This is a genomic window from Pseudomonas sp. RA_15y_Pfl1_P11 (genome assembly GCF_963970975.1).
GTDB classification, from domain to species: domain Bacteria; phylum Pseudomonadota; class Gammaproteobacteria; order Pseudomonadales; family Pseudomonadaceae; genus Aquipseudomonas; species Aquipseudomonas tritici.
Window position 1 is genome coordinate 226,812 of record NZ_CAXAOY010000003.1, and the last position, 15,087, is coordinate 241,898.

The window sequence follows — 15,087 nt, forward strand, 5'->3', positions numbered from 1 at the left end:
ATCCATGAGTACGCATACGTTCAAACCTGACATGCCGCCGCCGGGCAGGGTATTCGGCCCGATGGCATGGATGCGCGCCAACCTGTTTTCCAGTTGGCTCAACACCCTCCTGACATTGCTGGCGATCTACCTGGTCTATTTAGTGGTACCGCCGCTTTTGCAGTGGTCAATTTTAGACGCGAACTGGATCGGCACTACCCAAGCCGATTGCACCAAAGAGGGCGCCTGTTGGGTGTTTGTCCAACAACGCTTCGGGCAGTTCATGTACGGCTACTACCCTGTCGACCTGCGTTGGCGTGTGGACCTCACCGTTTGGCTGGCGATTGTCGGCGCAGCGCCGTTGTTCATTTCGCGCTTCCAGCGTAAGGCTGTCTACGGCCTGAGCTTCTTGGTGCTGTACCCGATCATCGCGTACTACCTGCTGCACGGCGGTAGTTTCGGCCTGACTAACGTGCCTGCCAACAAATGGGGCGGCTTGATGCTGACCTTGGTCATCGCCACCGTCGGCATCGCCGGCGCATTGCCGCTGGGCATCGTATTGGCGCTGGGGCGACGTTCGAACATGCCCGCGATTCGTGTGCTCTGCGTGACCTTCATCGAGTTCTGGCGCGGCATACCGTTGATCACCGTGCTGTTCATGGCCTCGGTGATGCTGCCGCTGTTCCTGCCTGAAGGCATGAACTTCGACAAACTGCTGAGGGCGCTGATCGGCGTGATCCTGTTCCAGTCGGCTTACGTGGCGGAAGTGGTGCGCGGCGGCCTGCAGGCGATTCCCAAAGGTCAGTACGAAGCGGCCGCTGCGATGGGCCTGGGTTACTGGCGCAGCATGGGCCTGGTGATTCTGCCGCAAGCCCTGAAGCTGGTTATCCCCGGCATCGTTAACACCTTTATCGCGTTGTTCAAGGACACCAGCCTGGTGATCATCATCGGCCTGTTCGACCTGCTCAACAGCGTCAAGCAAGCCGCCGCTGACCCGAAATGGTTGGGCATGGCCACCGAAGGCTACGTGTTCGCGGCCCTGGTGTTCTGGATTTTCTGTTTTGGTATGTCGCGCTATTCCATTCATTTGGAACACAAGCTCGACACTGGCCACAAGCGTTAGGAGTTGTTGTTATGAGCGAAGCGATCAAACAGCCTGTGAGCCCTGAAGGCATTATCCAGATGCAGGGCGTCAACAAGTGGTACGGCCAGTTCCACGTGTTGAAAGACATCAACCTCGACGTCAAGCAGGGCGAGCGTATCGTGCTGTGCGGCCCGTCGGGTTCGGGCAAGTCCACCACCATCCGTTGTCTCAACCGCTTGGAAGAGCACCAGCAGGGACGTATTGTGGTCGATGGCGTAGAGCTGACCAACGACCTCAAGCAGATCGAAACGATCCGCCGCGAAGTCGGCATGGTGTTCCAGCATTTCAACCTCTTCCCGCACCTGACCATCCTGCAGAACTGCACGCTGGCGCCGATGTGGGTGCGCAAGATGCCCAAGCGCAAGGCCGAAGAAATCGCCATGCACTACCTTGAGCGCGTGCGCATTCCGGAGCAGGCTCACAAGTTTCCGGGGCAACTGTCCGGCGGCCAGCAACAGCGCGTGGCGATTGCCCGGGCGTTGTGCATGAAGCCAAAAATCATGTTGTTCGATGAACCCACTTCGGCCCTCGATCCGGAGATGGTCAAAGAAGTGCTGGACACCATGATCGGCCTCGCCGAAGACGGCATGACCATGCTCTGCGTGACCCACGAAATGGGCTTCGCCCGTACCGTGGCCAACCGCGTGATCTTCATGGATAAAGGTGAAATCGTCGAACAAGCGCCACCGAACGACTTCTTCGATAACCCGCAAAATGACCGGACCAAGCTGTTCCTGAGCCAGATCCTGCATTGATGCGCGGCGCAAGCTGAACAAAAAACCCGGCCTGGCGCCGGGTTTTTTTGTGTGTTTTCGGCCAATATGCAGCGCTCTTTGCTGGCAGTTGATCAATGAACCTTGAACCCGAGAACCCAATGTCCCCTTCAGAGCACGCCTCGCCCAAGGCCGAAGTTGAACAATGGCTGATCGACGCCGAAGCCGATGATGCCCAGGTGCAGCACGCTCAACCGGTTGTGGGACGCCCGTGGTTACTGCTGCTGGGCCTGATTCTGGTGGCGTTGAACCTGCGCCCGGCGTTGTCGAGCCTGTCGCCGTTGCTCAGTGACGTCTCTGCAAGCCTGGGCTTGTCGGCGGCCAGCGCCGGCCTGCTGACCACCTTGCCGGTGTTGTGCCTGGGCCTGTTTGCGCCATTGGCGCCGATTCTCGCGCGACGTTTTACCGCCGAACGGGTGGTGTTGGGGATTTTACTGACGTTGGCCGGTGGGATTATTTTACGCAGTTCATTCGGTCAAGCCGGGCTGTTCGCCGGCAGCCTGGTGGCTGGCGCGAGCATCGGCATCATCGGCGTATTGTTGCCCGGCATCGTCAAACGTGATTTCGCAAAGCGGGCAGGGGCCATGACCGGCGTCTACACCATGGCTTTGTGCCTGGGGGCGGCGCTGGCGGCCGGCGCCACGGTGCCGTTGAGTCAGTACTTTGGCGACAGTTGGAGCCTTGGCCTGGGTTTCTGGATGCTCCCGGCGCTGTTGGCGGCCCTGTTCTGGTTACCGCAAGTGCGCACCCAACACGGCGTCCACCGCGTGGCCTATCGCGTGCGCGGATTGCTGCGTGATCCGCTGGCCTGGCAAGTGACCTTGTACATGGGCTTGCAATCGTCCCTGGCCTATATCGTGTTTGGCTGGCTGCCGTCGATCCTCATTGATCGCGGCCTGAGCGCGACCCAGGCCGGGCTGGTGCTCTCCGGCTCGGTGATCGTGCAACTGGCAAGCTCCCTGGCTGCGCCCTGGTTGGCCACGCGCGGCAAAGACCAGCGCCTGGCGATTGTGTTGGTGATGCTGCTGACCTTGGGTGGCCTGTTCGGCTGCCTGTATGCGCCGCTCGACGGCTTATGGGGCTGGGCGATTTTGCTCGGCCTGGGCCAGGGCGGCACCTTCAGCCTGGCGCTGAGCTTGATCGTGCTGCGCTCGCGCGATTCCCACGTGGCGGCCAACCTGTCGAGCATGGCCCAGGGCATCGGCTATACGCTGGCATCCATGGGGCCGTTGGCGGTGGGCGTCTTGCATGACTGGACCGGTGGCTGGGGGGCCACCGGCTGGGTGTTCGGCGTAATCGGCCTGGGCGCGATGGTTGCCGGGCTGGGTGCCGGTCGCGCTTGTTATGTAGGCGTCACCAGCGAGAAGGTGTAAGGCATTCACGGCGCAGCGTATGCGAAGGAGCGGCAGGTCGGTGGTGGCGCAACGGCAAGTACTTGCAGGCCTGCGTTGCGCCCTTAGGCATTACAGGTATTTGACGGTCAGTGTGACGGAACCATCGATGGTTTCCTCTTTGGTGAACGTCAGATCCTGGGCTGGGGCGATTGCCGCTTTGATCTGCAAGTCGGCAGTGAGGCGTTGTACTGGCAAGGGGGTGAGGGTGTCCAGTTCGGAGACGGCGGTGAGGCCGTCATCCATAAAGCTACCTTCGCGTTGCCAGGTCACCCCGCCATCCCTTGAGCCGATCGCTCTGACAGGCATCCCATCCGCTATCAGATTGGAGGTGGATATCGTGAGAAAACCGAGTTTTTCACTGCCGTTGATCATACCCAGACCAAAGGTGTAGTAATCGTATTGGGCGTCCGAACCTTCGCGATTGTCTGTGGCGGCGATGGCGATCAGCGTCGCGGCATCGCAGGTCACGGTCATCTGCATGTCCTGTCGGGGCAGGTAGGTTGGCCAGTCAAGTCGAAGATCCTGAACGGAAATTTTGCCCAATTCGACCACGCCGTCATTGGCCAGGGTGGGCTCGCAGGCGCTTGGGGTAATAAGGCCGCGCACGCTCAGGTCGACACTGGAGGCGGCGATGGCCTGGCTGGCGGCGCTCAGCAGCAGCGCGGCGATCAGGCTGTGAAGGGACTTGCTCATGGTGTGGCTCCTAGGGAAAGTAGAGGGTTTGAGGGTCACAGGTACATGACCGTCAGCGTCACCGATCCGTCGATGGCCACCTCGTTGTTGAGGGTCAGGCTGTTGGTGGGGGCGATAGCGGGAGAGATCGCCAGTTCCGCGCTGAACACTTGGACCGCAATGGGCACTAACGTCCCCAACGCGGCCACTGAAATTATATTGTTGCGATACAGATAGTTGTCGTTGTACCACGTTGCACCGCCGTCCTCTGAGCTGACGGTGCGGGCCGCCACACCGTCGGCTAGCGGCTTGATGAGCCGCATTCCCAGGGCGCCTAGCTTCTCGTCACCATTGATCAAGCCCAGGCCAAATTCATATATCTCGTCGTTTTGAAAATGGGAGCCGGCTCGATTGTCTTGGGATTGCAACCCCATCAAGGTCGGCGCGTCGCAAGTCACGGTCATTTGAAGAGAGTGATAGGGGAAAAAGCTCGGCCGGTCAGGATTGAGGTCCTTGGCGGCAATTTTGCCCAGGTCATACACCCCGCCATTTGACAACGTGGGCTCGCAGGCGCTTGGGGTAATAAGGCCGCGCACGCTCAGGTCGACACTGGAGGCGGCGACGGCCTGGGTGGCGGTGCTCAGCAGCAGGGCGGCAATCAGGGTTTGAAGGGACTTGCTCATGGTGTGGTTCCTAGGGAGCGCAGCGAGTTTGAGGGTCACAGGTACATGACCGTTACGGTGGCGGAACCGTCGATAGGCACTTCTTGCGTCAGGGTCAGGGTATTGGTGGGGGCGATGATCACTTTTACGGTCATCTCCATGCTCAACGTCTGTACGGGCGTCGGGACGAGGGTGGCATTCTCGGCAACAGACGCAATGCTATCGGTCGCCAGATAACCGCCCCGAATCCAAGTCGATCCGCCATCCAGTGACTCGATGATTTCAGCTGAGGCGCCGTCGGCCACCGCCGATGCCAACGTGACCCAAAAGGCGCCAAGTTTCTCGTCGCCATTGATCAGGCCCAGGCCAAAACCGCCCTCGTCGCGAAATGCCGTTCCCGGGCGATTGTCCTTGGGTTGCAGGGCGAGAAGGGTGGCGGCTTCACAGGTCACCTTCAGTTGCATGTTGTGCGGGTCAAGTCGGGTATAGGTTTCGACATTCAGGTCTTTGGCGGAAATCTTGCCGATGTCATACACCCCGGCGTTGGATATTTCAGGGACGCAGGCGCTTGGGGTAATAAGGCCGCGCACGCTCAGGTCGACGCTGGAGGCGGCGACGGCCTGGGTGGCGGCGCTTAGCAGCAGCGCGGCGATCAGGGGGTGAAAGGACTTGCTCATGGTGTGGCTCCTCACTAGGGAAAGTAGAAGGTCTCAGGGATTTACAGGTACACAACTTCCAGGGTCGCGGAGCCGTCCATTGGCGTTTCCGTGCTCAGGTCGAGGTTCTGCCGCGCGTTGATCGTGGCTTCCAGCTTCAGGGTGCTGGTGAGTGTCTGGATCGCCGATGGGCCGGAGGTGCTGCCCCCTACATCGGTGAAACCGAGCAGACTGCGCGAGCCGATATCGATGGGGTTGAGGTTGGCGGTGCGCCAGGCCATGCCGCCGGTAGTGGACTCGGTGCCGTACACCACGGCAAGGTCGTCGACCACGGTTTGCTTCGGATCAAAACTCACCGAATACACGCCGATTTTGTTGCCGCTGCTGTCCAGCCCCAGCCCGTAAAAAATCTCGCTGTTAACGTGGGCGGTGCCGTCGCGGTTGTCGCGCATGCGCAGGGCGAAGCGCCCGGCGGCGTTGCAGTTGACCGTCAGCGTCAGATACTTGTGCGGCAAGCGGGTGCCGTTGGTGAGGTTGAGGTCATTGCGCGAAATCTTGCCGAAATCCACCAGCCCGCCGCTGGACAACAGCGGCGTGCAGGCCATCGGCGTGATCAGGCCCTTGACGGTCAGTTCGACGGTGGAGGCGGCGTGTGCAGTGCCGGATAGAAGGAGCAAAGCAATCAGAATAGTTTTCATGGGAGGGTACCTAGAGGTAGGTGATGTCGAGGGTGGCCGACCCGTCGATGGGGACTTCCCCGGTCAGGGTCAGGGTGTTTGCCGGGGCAATTTTCGGTTCGATCAGCACGTCAGCGGTCAGTCGCTGGATCGGCGCCGGTGCCATACCCGGCGTGCTTATGTCGTGGGTGAAGGAGGTGAGGAACGCCGGTGACAGGACTTGCGTTGGCCCCCAACCGGTCGTTCCCACGGAGCCGATGCCATACATCGGGGCACCATCGGCCACGATCGACTCCAAGCTCAACCCCATGCCTCCGACCTTTTCGTTGCCATTGACCAGCCCCAGGCCGAATCTGAGTGAGTTGTCGCTTTCGTAATGGGAGCCGGGACGATTGTCCACGGACCTTATCGCCACCAGCGTCAATGCCTGGCACGTGATTGTCATCTGCAGGCTTTTGGCCGTAAGGGGTGTCGGTTGATCGACATTCAAGCCCTTGGCGGGGATCTTGCCCAGTTCGTATACGCCGCCATTGGACAGGCCAGGTTCGCAGGCGCTGGGGGTGATCTTGCCGTTGACTTTCAGGTCGATGGAGGACCCGGCCTGGGCGAGTGAGCTGCCTGCAAACAGCGACAAAACGGCCAGTGGTATCAGAAGGTTTTTCATGGAGAGGCTCTTAGAGGTAGTTGAGTTCGAGCGTGGCAGCGCCGTCGAGGCGCACCTCGCTGCCCAGGTCCAGTGAACCCAACGGCGCCATCACCGCCTCCAGGCTCGCCGTGGCGCTGAGTTGTTGAATGGCGGCGGGGCCACTGGTGGTTCCGGCGCTCGCGTTGAACCCCAGGTGTCGGCTGGCGCCGATGGCCAAAGGGCTGGCGCTGGCACTGCTCCACGGAGCGTTGACGGTCGGGGAATCGGTGCGGTAGAGCTGGGCAAAACTATCGGCGGTGGCGCGCGCGGGATCGAAGATCACCGCGTAGCGTCCGATTTTTTGCCCCTTGGCATCGAGCCCCAGGCCGTAGGTGGTTTCGTCGTTGTGACCGGTCGCTGAGCCCTGGCGGTTGTCCTGCAAACGCAAGGTGAAGGCCGTGGGGGCATCGCACGCGACGCTGACCACCAACGGTCGGTCGGGCAGGGCGGTTTCCTTGTCCATGTGCAAATCCATCACCGACAATTTGCCGAAATCCACCGTGCCGCCGTTGGACAGGCTCGGCGTGCAAGCCGCCGGAGCGAAGCGCGCTTGCAGGCGTAGTTCCCGTGAGCGTGCGGTGCTGATCGCGTCAAACACTCCGCTGGTTTCCCAGGTCACGGCATCGCTGACCCGCGAGGCCTCTTCACTGGCCCAGGCACTCGCCTCAAGCTGCAACGACAAGCTGCGCCCACTGACCGGCACCCCGGCGCGCATCGGCACGATGCCGTGCTCCGGGCGCCAGCGCAGGGTGGCGCCGGTGCTGACGGCAGGCTGGCCGCTGCCCGCAAGCAAGCCCAGTTCGACGGCCTGGCCGTCGAGTAACGCATCGCTTGCCCGCAGGCTGTAACTGCCGCGCGAGGTAAACTGAAAACGCTCGGCACCGGCTGCAATACCGCGATAGAACAGGCTCATGTCAGTGGGGTTCGGGCAGTTCAGGGTCAGGCTTAAACGCCGTTCCCCAAGCAGGCGTTCGTCTGCTGGAACCAACGCGATAGCGCGGTTCATCAGTCCGAAATCCAACACGGTTTCGTTCAGGCTCAACTGGCACTCATCGCCCCAGGCATTGGCGCCCAGTAGCAAGCCGAGCGAGAGCAAGACGGGTTTCAGGCCCATGGTAGAAGTCCTCATGATTGGCACCGCGCCGGCGCGGTTTCGTAGTACACCTCGGGGTCGCCTTTCTCGGGCAGTTCAAAGCTCAGGCGACAGCGGGGTTGGCCGGGGGCACTGATCCATAGCGGGCGACCGTCAAGCACATCGGGCAGGAACACTTGGCTGCCTTCCTGCACCAGCGTCACGAACTCGCCGTCCTCGGTAGTCACGGTGGCGCCACGGGGCAGTGGTTGGCCATCCTTCGTGGTGACGTTGAGCAGTGCACGACGGGTCAGGGCTACGCCAAATTCGACCTTGTCCACCGCGCCACGCCCGACGGAAAGCACGGCCAGGCCATTGCTGATATCAGCGTTGCGCGGCAGCGAGCGGGTGTGCACCTCCACCGGGCTGCGGCCATAGGCGCTGAGTTGCGGCACCACGGCCTGGCCTTGCCAGTCGGTCCACACGGGGCCGCTTGGGGTGCTGACCTTGATCCCGGCCATGTCGCCCACCGACATCACCGCAAATGTTTCGCGTACCGGGTACGGCGAGAACGTCAGGCCATCGCCATGCAGCACCACCCCACCGCGCGCGCCGCCTTGATAGCTGGAGCGCTCGGCGTCGTTGCGGGTGTAGTTGAAGTCCAACTGGCTGTAATACGGCAAGGCCGAAACGCCCACGGACGACTCCACCGCACGGTCGCGGCTATCGCGTTCCACGCCGACGCGGTAGCTCAGTTGGTCGTTGAGTTGTTCGTTGATGCCCACGCCGAGGCGATGCTCGCCGCCGGCATGACGTGCCCATGAGCGGCCACGGCGGTTTTCACCGAGGGGCACGCTGATGTTCAGGTAGACACTGTCATCGCTTTGCTGGCGGCCGCCGACTTGCCATTCGGCGCTGGCCGATACCGATACCTGACCAAAGCTGGTACCCCATGACGCCAGCGCGCGGCTGCTGCTGTCGCCGGTAAAGGTCGACGAGCGCGAGATCCCTGCACTGAATGCCCCCAGCATCGGATGCGACCAGGATGCCGTGGCACTTTGTTGGTCGCGGTAGCGCGAGCGCTGTTGTTCGCGGGTGTCAGTGGTGTAAGTCGAGTCCTCAAGGTCGCGATAGCCCATCGTGCGCCAAGAGCCGGCGGTGGTAATCGCCCAGTTCTCGGTGAGGCGCTGCGACCACGACAGGTCGGTTTGCACGCCGCGTTCATTGCCTGGGCGACTGGCCTGGGCGAGTTGTGTAGAGACTTGAAACTGGCCGTCTTGCCACGGCAACCACCCCAGGTTCAGCCCGGTTGCGCGATAGTCTTCGGCCGCCAACACCCCGGCGCCGACGCTGACTTGCGGGTGCAGCGCACCGCTCCAGCCGCCACTGACCACCCAGGGTTCAGCGCCTTCGCCGTCACCGATTTGACGTAGGCGACCGGCGGCCACCGAGTAACCTGGCGCCGGCAAACCCAGACCTAGCATGGCAGCTGGTACTGTGAAACGGCGTTCTTCACCCGTGGTTTCCTTGACCGTCACCTCCACGTCGGAGCGGCTGTTAAGGCGTCGCACATCGGTCAGGGAAAACGGCCCGGCGGGCACAACGGTGGAATGAATCAACGTACCGTTCTGGCGGATCTCCACCTGCGCCGGGCTGTTGGCGATGCCGGTGATGGTCGCGCCCTGATTCTGGTCCTGCAGCGCGGTTTCGGTCAGCACCTGGGCGCCGGTGATCTGCGCACCGGCCAGCACCGGGTTGTAGAGGTTGATCTGTCCTGCCTGGAACACCGCCTGCTGTTTGGCAAAGGTGCGCTGGGCGTAGGCGTCCAGATGGATCGTGCGCGAGACTTTGTCTTGCCAGGTGCGCACCTGGCGGCTGCGCACGATCCAGTCGCCGGCATTGAAGCCAACCTCGGTATTGGCCGACGCGAAGCGGCTGTTGTCGTCGCCGTACTCGTTTTGCAGGCCGGTGACATCGTAGTTGAGCACGCCGGCATACCCGCCGGTCTGGTAGCCGGAGATATCTTGCACGGCGGGGCGCAAGGCCTCGGTCGGCACGATCAGGAACAGGCTGAGGCTGGCCGGGTCTTGCTCGATCACGGTCTGCGGGTACGTGCTGAGGAAGTCATGGCATTCGGCATTGTCAGCCGGCATTTTCAAGCTGCCTGCGTCCAGCAGTGCCTGGTTGAAACACAACCCGCCCTGGTCGTTGAACACCACGTCGATCCGGCCGCGCCGCTGGCCGTTGACGTTCAGATTGAGGGCATGGCGCCCGGCGGCGAAGCGCGGTGCTTGCAGCAGCAGGTTGGCCAGCGTCGGGTCGATGCCACGCTGGGACAAGGTTTGCGGATCGAACGAACCGGCGACCTCATCCGCCAATGGTTTGGCCGCTGGCAGGGTGGTCCCGACGGCCAGTGCCAGGCCCGCCAGCCACCTACGGCGCGCCCGGCGCAGTGAAACGCCAGGCTCGGCTTCGCCGTCGCGATCAGTCATTACTGTGCTCACAAGTCGTACTCAAATAATGGAGGCGTTCCCGTTCCACTCCCTGGCGCGGGCAGGCTCCTGGTGGCCTTCACGGTGAGGCCACTTCGTTATCAGGGCGCCGGGAACCAGTCCTCCCGGCGCTGCGATCAGAGGGTGATCGGTGCTTGGTACGGTTCCACGGCAAAGCCATAAACGGTGGCCGGTTGCAGTTGCACAGTGCTGGCCGTCGGTTGGCTGGCAGCAACGCTCAAGGTCTCTCCCGGCAGTACGTAAGTGCGTGGCAGCAGCGCCGAACCATCGCCCGGCAGCAGCTTCAATTCCTGGGCCAGACGCACCACGTAGGGCGTCGGGTTATGCACGCTCAGTTGACTGTTTTGCAGGCTCCAGGTCAGCCCGGTCCAGGGCGTGCGGTTGGGTGCCAGGCCCTTTGGATGCAAGATCACTGGCAGGTTCTGGCGCACGGTCACGCCGACCCGCGCATGCCCGGCCTGGCCTGCGGTCTTGCCTTGGGGCATGCCCTCGAAAATGACGCGCATCAGGTGTTGGGTTTGCAACGGTTCGGGGGTTTGCAGGATGAAGCGGATCAACTGACTCTTGGAGGGTTCGACCCGAGACAAGGGGGGGGTAACGAAGACTCGCGAAGCGGTGTCTTCAGGAATGTTCTCCAGGGTCACGTGCAATAGCGCCAGCTTCGAATCGGTGTTGGTCACCGACACCGAGGCTTCGCCGTCGGCTTCGTTGACGATCACCACTGAGGTATCCGGCACCATCCCGTCGGCGAGCACCAGCGTTGGGCCCCACATGGGCAACGCTACCGCGCCGAGGTACAGGCAGGCATAACGCACGACGTTGAAGGCCCGTGAGAAAACTGCAAAACAAGGAAGAGGGAACATGACTACAGGTACCTCAGGTCTAGCACGATGGAGCCGTCCAGCGGCACCTCTTGGTCGAGGGTCAGGTAGGCGGCGGCGTTGATCGATGTATTGATTTGCAAGGTGGCAGTGACCAGGCGGTGGGGGGCCGGGATCAGGGTGCCGGGTGGCGCAAAGCCCATGTAGTTGTCGGGGTAGGCGTTGGGTTCCGGAAACCAGGTCTCGCCCTGATTACTCGAGGCCAGCACCAGCGCGGGCTGGTCGTCAGCCATCACTTCATGGATGGCCAGAGATACCGAGCCGAGGCGCTCATCGGGCGCATGAATGTTGTTGCCCAGGCCGTAATAAAAGCCGGGCCCCACTGACGAATCAGCACGGTTGTCCACGCCTACCAGCACAAACAGCACCGGCTCGTTGCAGCTCACATGCAGCTCCAGTTGCTTGCTGGGCAATGGGGTGAACACGTGTTCATTGAGGGAACGGGCCGGAACCCGCCCATGATCGACAATGCCACTGGGCGATAACGTCGGCGTGCAGGCACTGGGAATGATGCTGCCGGACAACGTCACCTCCACCGATGAGGCGCACAGGGCAGGGGTAGCGCACAGGCAAAGAAAAGTCGGCATCAAACGGCGTGAGAGCATGTTCATGGTCGGGTGTTGGAGCCTTGGTCAAGGGGCCATCTGTGAAAACGGCGATGGGCGCAAGGCATTGCGTTGCGCCCGCGTGCCATTACAGGTATTTGACGGTCAGGGTGACGGAGCCATCAATGGCCACTTCGTCGAGCAGGGTCAGGCTGCTGGCGGGGGCGATGGACGGCGTGACAGCCAAATCAGTGGTGAGCACCTGGACCGGAATCGGCGCCATGGTCGTGTTGTCGGCAACCGATGTAATGTTGCCGGTTGCCAGGGTCGGTTGCCGGACCCAGGTCGTGCCGCCGTCCGTTGAGCCAATGATGCGTCCTGCTACGCCGTCGGCGAGCGGAGCTTCGAGCCACATCTCGAGGAACCCGAGCTTCTCGGCACCGTTGATCAGGCCCAGGCCGAAGCGCGACGGGATGTTGTCAGAGCTGGAGCCTGCGCGGTTGTCCTGAGGTTCGATCGCCATCAAGGTTGCAGCGTCGCACGTCACGGTCAGTTGGAGGCGGTATTCGCCCAAGTTGGTGATGTCATCGAGCTTGAGATCCTTGGCGGAGATTTTGCCGACATCGACATTTCCACCATTGGGCAAGCTCGGCTCACAGGCGCTCGGCGTGATAAGGCCCTTCACGGTTAAATCAACGCTGGACGCCGCGAGCGCATTACCGGCGCTCGCGATCAGCACAGTGGCAAGCAGAGGGTTCAGGCTTTTGTTCATGGTATTGCTCCTTAGCGGGAAAAGTTGAAAACGGCTGCTCACAGGTACTTCAGTTGCAGCGTGGCCTGGCCGTCGATGGGCACTTCATCGAGCAGGGTCAGGTCGGTGGATTGAACGATGATGGTGAAGGCGCGGAACCTGACGCTCAGTTTTTTCAGCGCGATGGGCGTGTGGGGGGGCGCGCCCACGGCGGCAAACGACGTCAGCGCCTTGTGGCCCAGGTAGGGCGAGAGGCTCCAGCTGGCACCGCCATTGCGCGAGATGATCACGTTTACCGCGTTTCCATCCGCCACGGGGTCAAACAGTGAGAACGCCACACTGCCCAGTTTCTGGTCTTCAGGGGTGGTACCCAAGCCATGGTGCGCCGGGTTGATCGCCGAGCTGCCCGCGCGGTTATCCACCGTGCTCAGGGTGAAAAAAGTCTCTCCCTCGCACTGCACTTCCAGGCGCATTTCTGCCGGATCAAGCTGGGTCGGCTTGGTCGGTTGCAGGTCTCGGGCGGTCATTTTGCCGTGATCGATCACGCCGCCATTCGACAGCATGGGCGTGCATGAACTGGGGGTGATGGCCCCGGTTACATTCAGGTCGGTATTGCTGGCGGCGAAAGCGCCTGGCGTAAACGCCGCCAGCAGGAAGGTAAGAGCGGTTTTGTTCATCAGCACATGTCCTTGTGAGGGCGCGCAGTCGGCCTGCAGGCAAGCGCGCCTACCGTGGGGCGGTCGCCCAGCGGAAATTTCCAATCGAGAGGGGTCACAGGTAACGCAGTTCAAATGTGGCAGAGCCGTCCAGCGCTATCGTTGTGCCGGTCGGAATATCCGTTTTCGAGTGTATGAAGGACTCGACTAACAGGTCTAGAGAAACGGTCGTGAGGTGGACCGGTACTCTGATGCCTGAGGTCTGATTGCCGAACGCTATAAGCGTGCTGGACGGCAAGTCCTGTTCAGAATTGAACAGCCAGGTCGAGCCGTTATCGAAGGAGTAGATCGCATAGGCGGCAGGGTCATCGGTCAGGATGTTTTGCATCGTCAAGACATAAGAACCGATCCACGTTGTTGGCGTCAGACGCCCCATGACCCAACGAGAAGAAGGGCCAGGTGCTGAAGCACGATTGTCTACGGACGCCAGTGCGAACAAACTTGCGCCCTCGCAATCAATTCCCAGTTTCAGGACGGCGTTAGGCAGTTCGGTTGGCCCTGTGGGTTCGAGGTCCTGTACCGAGATCTTGCCGTGATCCACCAACCCGTTATTGCTGATGCTGGGGGTGCAGGCGCTCGGCGTAATTGACCCTTTGACCGCTAGGTCCACCGTGCTGGCGGCCATTGACACACTGGCGTGGGCAATGAGCAGGGCGCCGGTCAGGGCTGCGAGAGAGTCTTTCATGTCGTCTGGTATTCCTGTGCAAGGGCCATGGGGACAGGTTCGTGCGGTGAAGTTGCCCAAGGGTTTTTGGTTGTTGCGGGCGGGCGCAGCTTTAGCGAAAACCGGGAGAGAATGTATCGCCGGGCCCCTATACAGGAAATGCAACTATTACGAATGACAGGTCGGCACTGTCAAAAGGGGCTTGTTTCTTGAAAGTTCGTGCTTGAGCGTCGGTTGTCGTACTTGTTGTATCGCCGTTTCCCATACATTCGGATACTTTTCCGCGCTCTTTGATTACCTGAATGCCTTCATTCGGACTCGCGTAATCGTCTCGCTGCGAGCAAGTCGGCTGTGATCCACGTATTGCTCGCGCAGGTGGGACGGTTGGACTGATCGCTCTTGATGAGGGCTCTATGCCGGGCAACTTTCCAGACCCAGGTGCGCCCGAAGAAGCCCTGGCGAACCCTTGGTCCCGTGTGCGGGTGTTGGTGGTGGACGACCACTGCACCTATCGCCTGCTGCTGGGCTCACTACTGGGAAAACTCGGTGTGGCCCATCAGTGCTGCTGTAATGGCGAGCAAGCATTACAGGCGCTGGCGATCAAGCGTTTCGACCTCGTGATCAGCGATTGCCGCATGCCGGTCATGGACGGTTACGGCATGACCCGCGAACTGCGCCAGCGCGAGCACGCCGAAGGTCGCCTGCCCATTACGGTGCTGGGGATGACCTCCAGCCTGGGCCCGGAAGAAATCCGCCTCTGTGTGGCATGCGGCATGGATGGATGGTTGCCCAAACCCATCGGTTTTGCGCAGTTGCGTGACGTCTTGCGTTGTTGGCTACCGCCGCCGCAATGCGCCGCTTTCGACGGGACGCGAACAGGTTCGACGGTGGCGCACAACAGCACGTTCCCGAGCCGCGCCAGCCTGATCGAGGCATTTGGTTCCTGGGATGTGGTGGAACCGATGCTGTTCAGCCTGATTCAGGAAGCTCACGCCGACTTGGCAATGCTGATCCATGCGCAAGCGACGCTGGATGCGAGGATGGCCGCACAATGTTTGCACCGCTTGGTGGGCAGTGTGGCGTTCCTCGGGGAAACCGGATTGGAAGGACCTACGGTGGCGTTGATCAACAGCGTGCATTCAACAGGCATGGCGTTGAACCGAACGGCCTTGGATGCGTTACGCCATGAAGTGGCGCGTTATTTGGATTATCTAAGTTGTCTCTGAAGGAATACACCCTTTTGTTATGTAGTACTTTTCTGTATTACTTTTCTCTCTTTTGTGTAGGCGCTTTTGTTGGGGCT

The 15,087-nt window shown here is 61.2% G+C and carries 16 protein-coding genes; 4 read left to right on the top strand and 12 right to left on the bottom strand.

What is annotated here, in order from left to right; translation table 11 throughout:
• Positions 1-4 precede the first annotated feature (4 nt).
• The 3 genes from AACY44_RS05130 to AACY44_RS05140 all read left to right on the top strand — a co-directional run bounded on the left by AACY44_RS05130 (position 5) and on the right by AACY44_RS05140 (position 3,269).
• A complete protein-coding gene (locus AACY44_RS05130; RefSeq protein ID WP_339417676.1) occupies positions 5-1,102 on the top strand; it encodes an amino acid ABC transporter permease in 1,098 nt (365 codons plus the stop codon).
• An 11-nt stretch (positions 1,103-1,113) separates the two neighbouring features.
• Positions 1,114-1,878, top strand: coding sequence for an amino acid ABC transporter ATP-binding protein (locus tag AACY44_RS05135; RefSeq protein ID WP_339417678.1), 765 nt, complete (start codon positions 1,114-1,116; stop codon positions 1,876-1,878).
• Positions 1,879-1,973: 95 nt separating this feature from the next.
• Positions 1,974-3,269, top strand: coding sequence for a CynX/NimT family MFS transporter (locus tag AACY44_RS05140; RefSeq protein WP_339417680.1), 1,296 nt, complete (start codon positions 1,974-1,976; stop codon positions 3,267-3,269).
• A 90-nt stretch (positions 3,270-3,359) separates the two neighbouring features.
• Here the strand turns inward: AACY44_RS05140 and AACY44_RS05145 are convergent, their stop codons facing one another.
• The 12 genes from AACY44_RS05145 to AACY44_RS05200 all read right to left on the bottom strand — a co-directional run bounded on the left by AACY44_RS05145 (position 3,360) and on the right by AACY44_RS05200 (position 13,805).
• A complete protein-coding gene (locus AACY44_RS05145) occupies positions 3,360-3,983 on the bottom strand; it encodes a DUF1120 domain-containing protein (RefSeq protein ID WP_339436093.1) in 624 nt (207 codons plus the stop codon).
• Positions 3,984-4,018: 35 nt separating this feature from the next.
• Entirely contained in the window at positions 4,019-4,645 is a 627-nt protein-coding gene (locus AACY44_RS05150) for a DUF1120 domain-containing protein (protein ID WP_339417684.1), read from the bottom strand.
• 35 nt (positions 4,646-4,680) lie between these two features.
• Positions 4,681-5,301: a DUF1120 domain-containing protein gene (locus AACY44_RS05155; protein ID WP_339417686.1), complete on the bottom strand. Its 621-nt coding sequence runs from the start codon at positions 5,299-5,301 to the stop codon at positions 4,681-4,683.
• A gap of 41 nt (positions 5,302-5,342) precedes the next feature.
• A complete protein-coding gene (locus AACY44_RS05160) occupies positions 5,343-5,978 on the bottom strand; it encodes a DUF1120 domain-containing protein (RefSeq protein ID WP_339417688.1) in 636 nt (211 codons plus the stop codon).
• A 10-nt stretch (positions 5,979-5,988) separates the two neighbouring features.
• A complete protein-coding gene (locus AACY44_RS05165; RefSeq protein ID WP_339529882.1) occupies positions 5,989-6,621 on the bottom strand; it encodes a DUF1120 domain-containing protein in 633 nt (210 codons plus the stop codon).
• Positions 6,622-6,631: 10 nt separating this feature from the next.
• Complete coding sequence (locus AACY44_RS05170) at positions 6,632-7,756, bottom strand: DUF1120 domain-containing protein (protein WP_339427135.1); 1,125 nt, start codon at positions 7,754-7,756, stop codon at positions 6,632-6,634.
• Between the two features lie 11 nt (positions 7,757-7,767).
• Positions 7,768-10,206 carry a fimbria/pilus outer membrane usher protein gene (locus AACY44_RS05175; RefSeq protein WP_445261110.1) on the bottom strand — a complete coding sequence of 813 codons (2,439 nt, stop codon included), beginning with the start codon at positions 10,204-10,206 and terminating at the stop codon, positions 7,768-7,770.
• 137 nt (positions 10,207-10,343) lie between these two features.
• Complete coding sequence (locus AACY44_RS05180; RefSeq protein WP_339417692.1) at positions 10,344-11,090, bottom strand: fimbria/pilus chaperone family protein; 747 nt, start codon at positions 11,088-11,090, stop codon at positions 10,344-10,346.
• 2 nt (positions 11,091-11,092) lie between these two features.
• Positions 11,093-11,719 carry a DUF1120 domain-containing protein gene (locus AACY44_RS05185; RefSeq protein ID WP_339417694.1) on the bottom strand — a complete coding sequence of 209 codons (627 nt, stop codon included), beginning with the start codon at positions 11,717-11,719 and terminating at the stop codon, positions 11,093-11,095.
• A gap of 82 nt (positions 11,720-11,801) precedes the next feature.
• A complete protein-coding gene (locus tag AACY44_RS05190; protein WP_339417695.1) occupies positions 11,802-12,425 on the bottom strand; it encodes a DUF1120 domain-containing protein in 624 nt (207 codons plus the stop codon).
• Between the two features lie 38 nt (positions 12,426-12,463).
• Complete coding sequence (locus AACY44_RS05195; RefSeq protein WP_339417697.1) at positions 12,464-13,081, bottom strand: DUF1120 domain-containing protein; 618 nt, start codon at positions 13,079-13,081, stop codon at positions 12,464-12,466.
• 94 nt (positions 13,082-13,175) lie between these two features.
• The gene (locus AACY44_RS05200; RefSeq protein ID WP_339417699.1) at positions 13,176-13,805 is read right to left on the bottom strand and encodes a DUF1120 domain-containing protein; all 630 of its coding nucleotides are present in this window, start codon (positions 13,803-13,805) and stop codon (positions 13,176-13,178) included.
• A gap of 392 nt (positions 13,806-14,197) precedes the next feature.
• On the opposite strand from AACY44_RS05200, the gene AACY44_RS05205 reads away from it, so the two are divergent.
• Complete coding sequence (locus tag AACY44_RS05205; RefSeq protein ID WP_339417701.1) at positions 14,198-15,010, top strand: response regulator; 813 nt, start codon at positions 14,198-14,200, stop codon at positions 15,008-15,010.
• Positions 15,011-15,087: the final 77 nt, after the last annotated feature.

Excerpts from the sequence above, each read along its gene's own strand:
- AACY44_RS05130 (WP_339417676.1), top strand. The coding sequence starts at position 5 with ATGAGTACGCATACGTTCAAACCTGACATGCCGCCGCCGGGCAGGGTA.
- AACY44_RS05135 (WP_339417678.1), top strand. The coding sequence starts at position 1,114 with ATGAGCGAAGCGATCAAACAGCCTGTGAGCCCTGAAGGCATTATCCAG.
- AACY44_RS05140 (WP_339417680.1), top strand. The coding sequence starts at position 1,974 with ATGAACCTTGAACCCGAGAACCCAATGTCCCCTTCAGAGCACGCCTCG.
- AACY44_RS05145 (WP_339436093.1), bottom strand. The coding sequence starts at position 3,983 with ATGAGCAAGTCCCTTCACAGCCTGATCGCCGCGCTGCTGCTGAGCGCC.
- AACY44_RS05150 (WP_339417684.1), bottom strand. The coding sequence starts at position 4,645 with ATGAGCAAGTCCCTTCAAACCCTGATTGCCGCCCTGCTGCTGAGCACC.
- AACY44_RS05155 (WP_339417686.1), bottom strand. The coding sequence starts at position 5,301 with ATGAGCAAGTCCTTTCACCCCCTGATCGCCGCGCTGCTGCTAAGCGCC.
- AACY44_RS05160 (WP_339417688.1), bottom strand. The coding sequence starts at position 5,978 with ATGAAAACTATTCTGATTGCTTTGCTCCTTCTATCCGGCACTGCACAC.
- AACY44_RS05165 (WP_339529882.1), bottom strand. The coding sequence starts at position 6,621 with ATGAAAAACCTTCTGATACCACTGGCCGTTTTGTCGCTGTTTGCAGGC.
- AACY44_RS05170 (WP_339427135.1), bottom strand. The coding sequence starts at position 7,756 with ATGGGCCTGAAACCCGTCTTGCTCTCGCTCGGCTTGCTACTGGGCGCC.
- AACY44_RS05175 (WP_445261110.1), bottom strand. The coding sequence starts at position 10,206 with ATGACTGATCGCGACGGCGAAGCCGAGCCTGGCGTTTCACTGCGCCGG.
- AACY44_RS05180 (WP_339417692.1), bottom strand. The coding sequence starts at position 11,090 with ATGTTCCCTCTTCCTTGTTTTGCAGTTTTCTCACGGGCCTTCAACGTC.
- AACY44_RS05185 (WP_339417694.1), bottom strand. The coding sequence starts at position 11,719 with ATGAACATGCTCTCACGCCGTTTGATGCCGACTTTTCTTTGCCTGTGC.
- AACY44_RS05190 (WP_339417695.1), bottom strand. The coding sequence starts at position 12,425 with ATGAACAAAAGCCTGAACCCTCTGCTTGCCACTGTGCTGATCGCGAGC.
- AACY44_RS05195 (WP_339417697.1), bottom strand. The coding sequence starts at position 13,081 with ATGAACAAAACCGCTCTTACCTTCCTGCTGGCGGCGTTTACGCCAGGC.
- AACY44_RS05200 (WP_339417699.1), bottom strand. The coding sequence starts at position 13,805 with ATGAAAGACTCTCTCGCAGCCCTGACCGGCGCCCTGCTCATTGCCCAC.
- AACY44_RS05205 (WP_339417701.1), top strand. The coding sequence starts at position 14,198 with ATGCCGGGCAACTTTCCAGACCCAGGTGCGCCCGAAGAAGCCCTGGCG.